General features: G+C 34.5%; 13 protein-coding genes. 3 read left to right on the top strand and 10 right to left on the bottom strand.

The genetic code is table 11. The features are described 5' to 3' along the window. Positions 1 to 566 precede the first annotated feature (566 nt). Entirely contained in the window at positions 567 to 1802 is a 1236-nt protein-coding gene (locus tag ACNQGN_RS18030) for an ABC transporter permease (RefSeq protein ID WP_417989217.1), read from the bottom strand. 113 nt (positions 1803 to 1915) lie between these two features. Here ACNQGN_RS18030 and ACNQGN_RS18025 point away from each other — a divergent pair, with 113 nt between their 5' ends. Continuing rightward, a complete protein-coding gene (locus ACNQGN_RS18025) occupies positions 1916 to 3133 on the top strand; it encodes an exo-beta-N-acetylmuramidase NamZ family protein (RefSeq protein ID WP_417989216.1) in 1218 nt (405 codons plus the stop codon). Positions 3134 to 3159: 26 nt separating this feature from the next. Here the strand turns inward: ACNQGN_RS18025 and ACNQGN_RS18020 are convergent, their stop codons facing one another. After that, entirely contained in the window at positions 3160 to 3654 is a 495-nt protein-coding gene (locus ACNQGN_RS18020) for a YkgJ family cysteine cluster protein (RefSeq protein ID WP_417989215.1), read from the bottom strand. A 92-nt stretch (positions 3655 to 3746) separates the two neighbouring features. Between ACNQGN_RS18020 and ACNQGN_RS18015 the strand changes: the two genes are divergently transcribed. Continuing rightward, positions 3747 to 4454: a class I SAM-dependent methyltransferase gene (locus ACNQGN_RS18015; protein ID WP_417989214.1), complete on the top strand. Its 708-nt coding sequence runs from the start codon at positions 3747 to 3749 to the stop codon at positions 4452 to 4454. Between the two features lie 22 nt (positions 4455 to 4476). Further along, positions 4477 to 5019 carry a YfiT family bacillithiol transferase gene (locus ACNQGN_RS18010; RefSeq protein WP_417989213.1) on the top strand — a complete coding sequence of 181 codons (543 nt, stop codon included), beginning with the start codon at positions 4477 to 4479 and terminating at the stop codon, positions 5017 to 5019. 170 nt (positions 5020 to 5189) lie between these two features. On the opposite strand, the gene ACNQGN_RS18005 is transcribed toward ACNQGN_RS18010, so the two are convergent. The 8 genes from ACNQGN_RS18005 to ACNQGN_RS17970 all read right to left on the bottom strand — a co-directional run bounded on the left by ACNQGN_RS18005 (position 5190) and on the right by ACNQGN_RS17970 (position 12963). Beyond that, entirely contained in the window at positions 5190 to 6263 is a 1074-nt protein-coding gene (locus ACNQGN_RS18005; protein WP_417989212.1) for a ligand-binding sensor domain-containing protein, read from the bottom strand. Between the two features lie 125 nt (positions 6264 to 6388). Then, complete coding sequence (locus ACNQGN_RS18000) at positions 6389 to 7021, bottom strand: 7-carboxy-7-deazaguanine synthase QueE (protein WP_417989211.1); 633 nt, start codon at positions 7019 to 7021, stop codon at positions 6389 to 6391. Positions 7022 to 7223: 202 nt separating this feature from the next. Then, positions 7224 to 8891, bottom strand: a complete 1668-nt coding sequence (locus tag ACNQGN_RS17995) for a tetratricopeptide repeat protein (protein WP_417989210.1) — start codon at positions 8889 to 8891, stop codon at positions 7224 to 7226. A 16-nt stretch (positions 8892 to 8907) separates the two neighbouring features. Next, a complete protein-coding gene (locus tag ACNQGN_RS17990) occupies positions 8908 to 9831 on the bottom strand; it encodes a PstS family phosphate ABC transporter substrate-binding protein (protein WP_417989209.1) in 924 nt (307 codons plus the stop codon). A 233-nt stretch (positions 9832 to 10064) separates the two neighbouring features. After that, entirely contained in the window at positions 10065 to 10859 is a 795-nt protein-coding gene (locus ACNQGN_RS17985) for an energy transducer TonB (RefSeq protein WP_417989208.1), read from the bottom strand. A 38-nt stretch (positions 10860 to 10897) separates the two neighbouring features. Next, a complete protein-coding gene (locus ACNQGN_RS17980; RefSeq protein ID WP_417989207.1) occupies positions 10898 to 11446 on the bottom strand; it encodes an ExbD/TolR family protein in 549 nt (182 codons plus the stop codon). A 19-nt stretch (positions 11447 to 11465) separates the two neighbouring features. Further along, positions 11466 to 12074 (bottom strand): ExbD/TolR family protein, encoded by a 609-nt coding sequence (locus ACNQGN_RS17975; RefSeq protein ID WP_417989206.1) that lies wholly within the window; start codon positions 12072 to 12074, stop codon positions 11466 to 11468. A 70-nt stretch (positions 12075 to 12144) separates the two neighbouring features. Further along, on the bottom strand, positions 12145 to 12963 hold the full coding sequence (locus ACNQGN_RS17970) for a MotA/TolQ/ExbB proton channel family protein (protein WP_417989205.1): 819 nt from the start codon (positions 12961 to 12963) through the stop codon (positions 12145 to 12147). Positions 12964 to 13325: the final 362 nt, after the last annotated feature.

The following is a 13325-nucleotide window of genomic DNA, read 5'->3' as shown; positions in this document are numbered from 1 at the left end:
AAAACGGCTGTCAATTCAATATGTCTAGGAACGTGTTCTTATCTTGTTTCTCGTCTCGTTTAACCCACATTGTGTGTCTCTCGAAGCGGGTGCAAAAGTACAACTTCTTTTTAATCTGACAAACCTTTTTTTTATAAAACTTACGTTTTATTTTCGATTGGCTTTTCAGTAAATAATTAAGAACGTCTGCGTCATTGCGGGTGCAAAAGTAGCTACTTTATTCAGTTATTCAAGCTTTTTAAACGCTTTTTTTTAACTTTTTATCTAAATTGCTGTAAACGTGATTTTTAAAACCTCCCTTTTTTTACTCCACTAATACCCTTCAATGGAAATTCGTATACACATTGCCCTTTAAATACCACACCCTATAATTAAGAGTGCCAAATTTAAAAAACAAAACATTCCCTGTGCTAAAGAAAAAAACTAAAAAACCACAATAAAACGAAATGAAATCAAATTTTAACGGACCTGCAGCATCACAGCCCCGCACATTTATATAAAAAGAGGCAACTATACTTTTATGATAATTGCCTCTTTTATACTATAAGGAAAGTCCAAATGACATTCTAATCAAAACGTATCGCCTTTACTGGTGATATTTTGGTTATTATATAAGAAGGAATTAATAAAACCAAGAAACAAACGACCACCGTAAGCAGATTTAATAAAAGTATGTATCCCCAATTTAAGTAGACTGGCGCCTGATCGACATAGTAATTCTCAGGATTCAATTGAATTATACCAAACTGCTGTTGAATAAGCAATAATGAGATCCCAATTAGATTCCCCCAGAACAACCCCCTTACTATAAGGTAAAAGGCATTATAGAGAAATATCTTTCTCACAGACCAGTTATTGGCCCCTAATGCTTTTAGTATTCCTATCATTTGGGTTCGCTCAAGGATTAACACCAATAGTGCAACAACCATATTAATTGTAGCAACAAGTATCATCACTATTAATATAACAACGATATTAAAATCGAATAATTGAAGCCACTCGAATATATAACTGTATTTTTCGATGATAGTTTTGGTATCCAATGTAGATGCCGTTTGCTTATAGACTTCCTCTCCCGTTGATTCTATAGCATCAAAGTCATCAACAAAAACTTCGAAAGCACCTACTTCGTCCGGACTCCATTTGTTAATCCGTTGCATGTGGCGGATATCTCCTATTATATAGGTAGCATCAAACTCTTGAAAACCCGAATTAAAAACCCCTGTGATTTTAAATCTCCGAATATTAGGCATTTGATTTTGATCTTCTTTAATAAAGAATGTATTGAAAGAATCACCAACTTTTAGATTGAGCCTATTCGCAAGGAATTGCGATATCAAAACTTCTTGATTTACTTTTTTTGAAAGGTCAGGCAATCTTCCTGAAACAAGATACTCCTTTATATTATCCCATTTATAATCATTGCCTACTCCTTTGAAGATGATTCCCTCGAAAGCAGTTTCAGTTCTGATAATTCCGGCTTTACTAGCGATAGCCTGAATGTGACTTACTCCGGGAACCGATGTAAACTTTGGATAAAAATCCTGCTTCTTTAAAATAGGCACCAATGTAACTTCGGATTGATTATTGTCGTAATTCGAAATAATAATATGCCCATTGAAAGCAGAAACTTTTTCACGGATTTTTTGTTGTAGCCCGATTCCTGTTGCTACTGAAACAATCATCATTATCATACCAATTGCAATTGCCGAAATTGCAATTTTTATAATTGGCGCAGATATGCTACTTTTATAATCTTTAGCAGTTATAAGACGTTTGGCTATGAAATACTCTAAATTCAATTTGATTGCATTTGTAATTTGGATTTGCTTCGCCGATTTGCGTCGCCTGTGCCAAAAATACAGCTAAAACACGAATTACACTAATTGGCATTAATTTTATTTGAACCTATAGTATGATACCATTACTCAAAAAATCGCTTTTTTTTATATTTTTAACTATCATTTCGACTTCCTGTAATGCCCGAAAAACAGATGTGAGAGAAAACACAAAGTCAGCTTTGAAAACAATTTATAACAATCCGGAAACAGCAATAAAAACCGGAGCCGACAATTATGACAAATACCTTCCATTACTAAAGGATAAGAAAATTGGTATTGTAACCAACCAGACGGGCATCCTCTCCAATAAAATCCATTTGGTGGATTTTCTACTGAAAAAAAATAGTGCTATTCAAAAAATATTTGCCCCGGAACACGGTTTTCGAGGAACTGCAGATGCAGGCGAACATGTTATTGACGCAAAGGATCCCAAAACTGGACTGCCTATTATTTCATTATATGGGGATAACAGAAAACCAAAAGCCGAACAGCTAGCCGGAATTGACATACTGGTTTTCGACCTGCAAGATGTGGGCGCTCGATTTTACACCTACATTTCTTCTTTACACTATATCATGGAGACTTGCGCCGAAAACAACATTTCGTTACTTATTCTTGACAGACCCAATCCTAACGGAGGGATTATTGACGGGCCCATTTTAGAAAAAGAGTTTACAAGTTTTGTGGGCATGCATCCAATCCCTTTACTTCATGGAATGACAATCGGCGAATATGCACAAATGATAAATGGTCAGAAATGGCTAAAGAATGGCGTACAATGCAAATTAACAGTAATTCCTTGCACTAATTACAACCGAAAAAAGAAGTATAGCCTACCGGTGAAACCCTCTCCGAATCTTCCGAATGATCAAGCAGTTAATCTCTATGCGAGTCTGTGTCTTTTTGAAGGCACGAATGTAAGTGTCGGACGAGGAACTGAAAAGCAATTTCAAATCTATGGCTCTCCCTATTTACCGAAAAGTACTTTTCGATTTACTCCTAAACCAAATTTCGGAGCACAAAACCCCGTCTATAACGGCATAGAATGTCATGGAGAAGATTTGTCAACACATTCCGAAGTCACACAACTAGAATTAAAGTGGCTCATAAAAGCCTACGAAACAACTGCCGACAAGTCAAAATTCTTTAATCCGTTTTTTTCTAAACTTGCAGGAACTAAGAAATTGCAACAGCAAATAGAAAAAGGAATTCCAGAAAAAAAAATCAGAGAAAGCTGGAAGGAAGGACTTGAAAATTTTACGAAATTGAGATCAAAATATTTGATTTACTAACAAGGAAAGAAACGCTTACTATTAATTTACAATGGCAATTTCTTCTTCATTTGTTCCACAATATTAAAAGCAGCCGGACATATGGCTACGTTTTTCAACGTTAGATCTGTTATTTGCTGAAATTTTTTTCGATCCGTATGCGGGAATTCCCTGCATGCTTTTGGACGGACATCATATATCATACAAGCATTTTCAGTATCCAGAAAAGTACATGGCACATTTTGCAATACATAATCCCTGTCTTCATCAATGCGGAGGTATTGCTCGATAAATTGTTGTGGCTTTTGGCGCAGGTATTTCGAAACACGCTCAATGTCTGCATCGGTAAATAAAGGACCCGTAGTTTTGCAACAATTAGCACATTTCAAACAATCCGTTTTCTTGAATTCAGTATCATGCAAATCCTGCATCACGTAGTCCAAATTCTTTGGTGTCTTCTTTTTCAGCTTGTCGAAATACTTTTTGTTTTCGATATGCTTATCTTTGGCTTCTTTAGGAAGATTGTTTAAAATAGTATTCATTCGTAGCTTTGTTTATTCGATTATTCGATAAAACATTTCGCGAAATTACTTAAAACAAATCAACAAATAAATAAATTAACACAACAACTCTAATGAAAGACCTTTTCGGTAAAGCCATACTTGATTTTCAAACCAATAATGCGCCAGAAGATTTAATTACAGAAACTACTATTTCAGAAGAAGATGAAATGAGCGTCGCCTATTTATTCCGTTCTTATGATGAAATGCCACAAATCGAACAAAAAGCATTGCAACTTGCCAAAGGCAAAATCCTAGATGTGGGTTGTGGCGCAGGAAGTCATAGTCTGTCTTTGCAAAACGACCGTCATTTAGATGTGACTTCTATAGACATTTCTACAAATGCTATCCAAGCCTGTACCTTACGTGGGCTTAAAAAAGCAAAAGTTCAGGATGTAATGGCATTGGAAAATGAAAAATACGACACCATACTTCTCTTAATGAATGGAGCAGGAATGTGCGGAAAACTGAAAAACATTCCAAATTTCCTTTTAAAATTAAAAGCATTATTAAATCCTGGCGGACAAATTCTCTTGGACAGTTCCGATATAATATATATGTTTGATGATGATCAGGACGGTGGAAAGTGGATTCCTTCCCAAAACAACTATTATGGCGAAATTGTTTTTAATATTTCCTATAAAGGCGAGAAGGAAAAACCATTTGACTGGATGTTTATAGATTATAATACTTTACAAAATGCCGCTCTAGATAATGGATTTCAATGCGAGTTGATTCTTGAAGGCGAACATTTTGATTATTTAGCAAAACTTTCAATTTAAAGAACAGATAATAATTAATAGTATGGAAAATTCAGCACTGGAAAAATTACGGTATCCAATTGGTAAATTTATTGCCCCGGACATCTATTCAAGAGAATACGTCACTAGCAAAATAGCAGAAATAGCAAGTTTCCCGGAACGATTGAAAAAAGAAGTAATTCATTTAACCGAGGAACAGCTTGACACACCATACCGCCAAGACGGCTGGACAATTCGACAAGTAGTTCACCATTGCGCAGACAGTCACATCAATTGTTTCATGAGAATAAAATGGACATTGACAGAAAACAAACCTGTAATAAAATTTTATCATGAAGATCGTTGGGCAGAATTACATGATAATTTAACGATGCCCATCCAGCCAACGCTTTCTTTATTGGAAGGTTTGCACTTTCGCTTAGCATATTTAATGAACAGTCTGTCCGAAGCTGATTTAGAAAAATCCTTTATTCATCCGGAACATAACGCCGCCTTTCAATTAAAGGAAATAGTTGGCACTTATGCCTGGCATGGAAACCACCACTTGGCACATATTACAGCATTGAAAAAACAAAAAAATTGGTGATCTTAGGAACAATCTGGAAGTGAAAATCATATGAAGATCTAAGTGCTCCTAAGACACATCGGTCAGCTATGTATTAATTTAAAATTCCAAACAGCAAATAGTAGCGGTTCGTTGCTTTTGTTGATTTTAGTCTATTGTTGCAAATTTTGCCTGTTAGTTTGTCACAGGCTCTAGTGTTTATATTCCGAATAATTAACAAATGTTTTTCCATTGTAAAGGGAGAGACCTGTTTCTCTTGTACCCACCCAAAGATTTCCAGTTTTATCTTCCAAAATTGCCCAAATTCCGTTATTGATTAATCCATCTTTTGTTGTAAAACAAGTGAAAGATTTTCCATCGTAACGGCAAATGCCACCACCCCCACCAAACCAAAGGTTTCCGTTTTTGTCTTCTATAATTCGCATAACCGAATCATCACTTGGCAAGCCATCACTTTTTGTAAAACTTGTAAATGATTTTCCATCATAACGATAAGCTCCGCTCCAATTGCTGAACCAAATATTTCCTTTTTTGTCTTGCAAAGCGGGCCAAGCCCAATTGTCACCATTTGGTTTAAGATTGGTTATAGATTTACCATCGTAACGGAATACACCCTTATTACCCCGTCCACCAAACCAAATGTTTCCTGCTTTATCTTCTAAAATATATTCCACGTTATTGTTACTGTTCAAATAGCCACCCGCGCCCTCATTAACTATAAAAGGAGTAAAGGATTTGCCATCGTAAATATAAACACCATCAATTGTTGCGAACCATAGTTTTCCACTTTTGTCCTGCATTATACTGAATATATCATGCGTTTTTCTAAACTTGTTGGGAGGCAGGTTTTTTCGGAAAGGAATCTGGATTTTAGCAAATGTTTTACCATCGTAAAGACAAACTCCCGCTGGAGTACCTATCCAAATTTTACCATCCTTATCTTCCACAATGGAATAAATATTATTACTGTTTAGCCCATTGGTCACTGTAAATTGGGTAAACGATTTTCCGTCATATTTATAAAGACCATTTTCTGTGGTTCCGAACCAAAGATTACCGGCTTTGTCCTGCAGACCACATTGAACATTACCATATTTAGGCGATCCTATGGTTTTTATAAGTTTTGGATGTCCAACAGACATTTTGTTTGATTCACTTACCTTTGCTTTTGGTAAGTCTTTTTTAACAGGTCCGTTGCAGGCAGTCCCAAAAAGTACTATTGTCAGAAAAGTAAAAACTAGCGTTTTTGAGAAATATTTTTTCATTGTTCAAATTGTCATTGAGGTCTTTTATCTATTTCTCGGTTTGTGTGTCGCTCTGCAATGACCGCTCCCGCTACTACAGCGGGTTTGGGACTATCCGTTGTAGTAGCTGTTTGGGATTTTAAGTTTTAAGGGATGTTCAAATATTTATGTGTCTGTAAAGAAACGCGCCATTTTGGATTGTTCATTACATAATCTACAATTAAAGGAGTCATTTCCTCTTTTTTACTCCATTCCGGCTGAAGGAATAAAATCGCATTATCGTTAACTCTTTCCGCCTGCTCTTCGGCAAAAATAAAATCATGCTTATTATAAATAATTACTTTCAGCTCATGTGCATTATCGTAAACGGTTTGAGTTGGTAGTTTATTTTTCTTTGGAGACAAACAAATCCAATCCCAAATTCCCGTCAGTGGATATGCCCCAGAAGTTTCAATATGCACTTTCCTTCCTTTTTCTTTCAACCTTTGCGTTAACAAAGTCATATCCCACATTAAAGGTTCTCCGCCCGTAACCACAACAGTTTCTGAGTACTTGCTTGCGTTTGAAACTATTACATCAATTCCGGTAGGAGGATGCAATTCTGCATTCCAGCTTTCTTTAACATCACACCAATGGCAACCCACATCACATCCGCCTATTCTAATAAAGTACGCAGCTGTCCCCGTATGAAACCCTTCACCTTGGATGGTATAAAATTCCTCCATCAACGGAAGCATAGCGCCTTTATTAACTTCTAATTGTATTTCTTTTGATAACATTCTTTAATTTTAAAGTGCAAAGATAGTTAATTTGAAAATGAGTTAATTTGATATTGGGAAAATGCTTTTCTAAAATTGTAAATAACAGCTATTAGCCTTGCGAATAACAGGGATGATTACCCTTCCATAATTCGAAATATTATGCGCAAAAAAAAACCGATAGCCCTTTTGAGACTATCGGTTTTAGTTTTAAAAACTTTGTTTACTTTAAAGTTTTCAATGACTCAATTGCATACGTATTGGCTGGATCCAATGCAAGTGTTTTGTTAAAATATTCTTTAGCTTTTGCTTTATCAGTATTAGCGTAACTTGCAGCCACGTTATTATATGATTCTATAACTTTAGCTTTTGTTGCCTTTTTTTCTAATTCTTCAGCACCTTTTTCCGTAACTACTTTGATATAGTCTTCATAATATTTCACCATCATGTCATCTTTTTCAAGTAATCTATTAGTTCTTGCTCTAAAAATGTAAGCATCTTGAGTAGCCGGAGAAGCTTCGATAACATTTCCAAAAGCTACATCAGCTTTTTGTAATGCAATAGGATCTGGTTTCACGACATCTTTTCTAGTATTATCATAATACAATGAGTTTCCTAAGTAAAAATTGTCAAGTAAATAATTTCTAGATTCTTTATTTGTAGTTGCAATTTCATAAATAGCACCCGCTTCTTTGAATAACTTTTGCTCGTACAACTTCTTCCCAAGATCTGCTAGATTATTAGTGATTGTAATTTCCATTTCAACCGCTTTCTTAATGTCCGCAATACCATTGTTAAAAAGAGTAGGATCTACAGTTTTACCATCAGCACCTATGGATTTTAGAATCTTAGAAAAACCTAAATATTGATAATCTACAGCAAGTACTTTATTTGTAGGATTTGCAATAAAACTTTCTAATGATTGAATTGCAACATCAGCATTTCCATTTTCATAAGCAGCAAAACCTAAATAACGTAAAATTCTAGGATTCACTTTATCCAATTCTTTCATTTTATTAGCCTCAACTTCTAATGCTTTATAGTCACCCGCTAGGATTAAAAAGTCAGCATGACGCATACGAGAAGCCAAAGAATAATCTGTTAAACTCATGTATTTCTCATAATAACCCAATGCTTTTTGAAGGTACTCTTTACCTTTAGCAGGTTCATTTCTTCCCCATAAATAATAGGTTTCCGCTAATTCACGATACACCGGTCCGTAGCTTGCATTTGTTGCGATTACAGCATCATATGCTTTTACCGCTTCTGTATATGCTTTTGCTCCTTTTAGCAAAACACCCAATTGCATTTTCGCTCTAATCAAAGTTGGATCAGCCGTAAAAGCATCACGATACGCTACGTAAGCTTCATTCTGGTTTTTATCACCATAAAAAGCATTTCCCAGTTCAAGTAAAACTTGCGCATCTTGTGGATTAGCAATTTTCGCTCTACTTAAAATAGACAGTGCACTTTTATAGTCAGGTTTGTTGGCAGCCATATAAGCTTTCCCAATATAAACAAATTCCTCAACGTCTTTTTTCTTTAGATCTTTAGACGCCAACGCAAAACTAGTTTGCGCTGCTGCAACATTACCGTTGTCCAACTCTAATTGACCTAATCCAATATAATTAAGCTTAGCTCCGTCGCCAGCACTTAATCCTTTTTGAAAAAAGATTTTGGCGCTATCAGCTACATTTTGTGTAAGATACACGTTACCCAAAAGAAACGCGGCTCTTCCAGATGGTTTAGTATTCATTACCGATTTTAAAATCGATTTTGCGCTTTCAAATTGCTCTGCGTCAATTGCTTTTTTTGCCTGATTTAAATCTTGAGCCTGGCTTACGCTTACCGAAGCCACTAAAGCAACACTGAAAATTTTAAATTTATTCATCTTAATTATAATTAATTTATTTTTTATCATTTCCACTCTTATTTCTTATTGTGATATTCCTTCCAGGAATACGAATAGGAAGTAATCCTGATTTTAAAATTATTCTTTGCCCTATATCTCCTGCAACGAATGAAGCAAAGCCCATTCCCAAGCCAGAATATCCTTGACAATTTATTATATACAAATCACGTGCCAAAGGATATTTCCGCTCCGCTATATTATTTTGTGACGGCGTATAAGCTGCATCACCAGTAAGTCCTTTTACTCCTAAAGTATTTACATTATCAACATACTTTTGCATCGCTGGTAGTGGCTGAGAAAGCCAATTCACCCCTACAACACCTATCATCCCATCATTTTCTGACACATATTTAATAACTTCATCATTAGTTTTAAATGAAAATACACCTTTCTCCGGTATCGCTTTTAAACCTGCCAAAGAATTCATGTATCGCACGGTGCTTGAGTTTGGATTATCAAATACTAATCCTTTAATAGACGCAACTGGCTTACCTTGCATAAAACGAATCACATCGTTTAAAGCTACAATGGTATCCTTGTTATTTTTATTAGCAATAAAAGCAACCGCATCCGTAGCAAAAATTGTTACTTTAGGGACAATCTTTCTTTGTTCAAAAATTTTCAATTCCTTAGGTGTCAATTTTCTGGACAAAACAGCAATTGCGCCTTCTTCATTGAACAATGAATTAACAGTTTCAGCTTCTGATTTTGGAACAAGTTTAATCTTAGCCTCATATTTACTCTCAAATACAGCTACCTGATCCTCAAGAATAGGAGTTAAGGTTTCATCTACATAAACAGATGCAGTACCTTTCAGAATAGTTTCATTGTTCTTCGGAGTTTTAGATTGATTACAAGCGAAAAACATTACAATCACTGAAATAAAAATAAAATACGGAAGTTTAGCATAATTTTTCATAATCTAGTGTTTATTATCATTAATAATTCGAAAAAATCTAAAAGAAGAATACACAATAAGTAATACCCCAAACGCAATTCTATAATTGGGATGAATAGCTAGAGGAAAATTCTTCATAAAGATAATCAATAAACCTAAGACAAGATAAACCAGAAAAAACAAAATACCCAAAACGAGAAGAAATCGCTCTTTGAGCGATTTCTTCTGAATATTAACAAGTATGCGCTTTAACATTATTCTGCTGATTGGATAGTAATTGGCAAAGAATAAAGTACTCTGACTTTTTTACCATTTTGTTCTCCAGGTGTCCATTTAGGACATTTTTTCAACACACGGATAGCTTCTTTTCCTGTACCATAACCGATATCTCTAATTACTTTAATATCTGTTAAAGAACCATCCTTTTCTACTACGAAAGTAACATACACTTTCCCTTTTAATCCTTCTTCTTCAGGAGTTTGGTAATTGCTACCAACAAATTTATAAAATTTCTCCATTCCTCCAGGAAAATCAGGTTTTACCTCGATACCTGCCGTGTTGTAAATTTGAGTATCCTCTTCTACAACCTCACTAGGTCCGTTACCAACCGGCTCAACAGTTAATTCAGCATCAGGATCTCCTTTTATTGTTTCTGCACCTAATTTTTTGTCTTTTATTTCAACAATTTTCGGCGGTTCTTCTGTAACCTCTTCTGCTTTCGCCACAACTGGCTTAACAAATTTCACCTGGTCAACTTTCGGAGGCGGCGGTGGAGGAGGAGGAAGATCTTTCTTAACTTCTTCCTTCTTTGGTGGTAATTTTATTGTCGTAATTTTAGTGTCTAATGTTTCCACTTCATCTGAACTATCAGGAAGAAGACTTACGATAAGTGGAGCACTTACAGCAAGACCAAAAACAACAGCACCAATTACAAGAGCTTTGACAGTCGTCTTTGTATTTGATTTTCTTAGCTCATAAGCGCCATAGGCCTTATTACGCCCTTCAAATACGATATCAAGCCATTGGTTTGTGAATATATCTAATTTCATTTTTCTTAATTATTAGGTTATTGAGTTAATAAGAAATCTTATTTACCTTCTAACAATTTTTGTTCCTCAGGAGTAAAATCATTTACAATTGCATAGGTTGGTACATCAACAATTGCCATTTCATCTAGTATATCAACTAAATTACGATAATTTGATTTTTTACTAGGTTTGATAATTACAATCATCCCTTTATCCTTCTTTCCTGTATATTCTATTACTGATTTTTTTCTTTTCAGTAATTCTTTACGAATACCTTCTTTACCGTAAGAAATATCTTTAGGACCAGCAATTGGAGTTGCTAATAAACCCATATAATATGTCATTTTATTATTATCTCCTAATAATATTGTCATAGTACGGTTTTCATCAACTTTAATTGGCTTATCCTTATTTTTATCATCTTCCTTATCTGGCAAACCCAAACTCATCGATTGAGGTTTAGACAACGTAGTAGTAAGCATAAAGAACGTGATTAGTAAGAAAGCTAAATCAACCATAGCAGTTAAATCTACTTTTGCGTTCGATTTTTTACTTCTTACTTTTCCACCTTTTTTGCCACCACCGTCGCCGGTATTTAATTCAGCCATTTTAGTGTATTTTTTTTAGTTATTTATCCTTTGCTCTCAAACCAGTAACTAGATTGAAGCTGTTGATTTTTTGATCTTGTAAAATATCCATTACTTGTTTAATTGCCGGATATTCTTCTTTTGCATCACCTTTTATAGCAATTTGCAATTCCTTGTCTGCAATTTCAATATTTGCAATACGAGAGTTGTAAATCCACTCCTTCAGCTGATTGTCAAGCGAATCTTTAGGAACGCCTGTTTGACCAGCTTTCGCTCTATCTGCAGCTTTCATATCAATAATTTGCTTTAGACTTTGTATTGGCACACCAAAACCATCCATTAATGCAAATTTATTTGAATCATCTTCAGTAAAAGTTATACCATACTTTTGACCCATTAACTCAAGGGTTCTTTTTCTAACCTCTCTACCTTTTAAGTCAAAGAATACTTTTCCTCCTCCGACAGTAATAGTAGCTAAATCAGTTTCTGGCAACTTTGTTTGAACGGTTGATGCAGGCGTATCTACTGGCAATGCTTCTGGTATCTTAGCTGTAGCAGTCAAAATAAAGAAAGTAAGCAAAAGAAAAGCCACATCACACATAGCGGTCATATCAATAGACGCTGCTTTTTTGGACATTTTTATAGCCATTAATATATTTTTTAATATTTATAAGAAAATAGCATTTAATAAGACTGCTATTTTCTTATAAAATAATTAATTATTTTTGAGTACTTCTGTAGTGTCTGTAAGTATTTACAATTGTATTACCTGCCTCATCAATAGAATAAGTCAAAGTATCAATTTTAGAAGTAAAAAAGTTATAAGCTACAATAGCTAACGCTGAAGTTGCGATACCTGTAGCAGTATTGATAAGTGCCTCAGAGATACCATTTGCAAGCGCAGCTTGATCCGGAGTACCTGCAGCAGCCAAAGCACCAAATGCTTTAATCATACCCGTAACCGTTCCTAACAAACCAGCAAGTGTACCTAAAGAAACTAATGTAGAAAGAATAGTCATATGTTTTTCTAACATTGGCATTTCTAATGAAGTAGCTTCTTCTATTTCTTTATGTATAGTTTCAGCAGCTGCTTCGCTATCTAAACCTTCTTTTTTAACATCTTGGTATTTCAACAAAGCAGATTTTATTGCATTAGCAACAGAACCTTTTTGTTTGTCACATGAATCTATAGCTCCTTCAATATCACCTGTAGTGATACTTCCTTGTACTTTTTTCATGAATTGATCAAGATCCCCTTTACCGGCAGCTTTTGAAATTACTGCAAAACGCTCAAATGAGAACACAACCACCATTAACAATAACCCTAACAAAACTGGTACAATAGGACCTCCTTTGTAAACCATCGCTAAATAATTCCCTGGGATTGGGTGACCCGTATTAACTCCTCCTTCAAAATTCGCACCATTCCCCATTATAAAATTCCACACTAACCATCCAACAAAAACACATGCTACAATAATGATTCCTGAAATCATTCCTCCTCCTTTTGAACCGTTTTCTTTTTTAACGTTTGCCATTTTTTTTTAATTTTAATAGTTTTAAATAATTTATTCTTTTAGTTATAATAAACTTGTAGTGGAGCAAATTTATATTTTTAGTTTAAATAAAAAAACTTTTTTTAATTTTATTATAATTAATTTTATTCAAAATAAATATTTTTAGATTTTCGATTTGCATTTATATCAGAATATACAAACAAATAAGTTCTTTCATAAAAAAAAACATATTTTTTTATGACATATTTAGATAATATTTCAATAACTAGATCGAAATAGTTAAAAATATTTTTTTTTATTATTAACAATAAAAAAGCAAGAAAACTGCAGTTAACACTAAATTAATACATATTACAAAAATTAATACCTTGCAAATAATTTAA

The organism is Flavobacterium rhamnosi (assembly GCF_048286515.1).
GTDB lineage: Bacteria > Bacteroidota > Bacteroidia > Flavobacteriales > Flavobacteriaceae > Flavobacterium.
The sequence above is the reverse complement of the archived record's forward strand: the minus strand, read 5'-3'. Positions and strand labels throughout refer to the sequence as shown.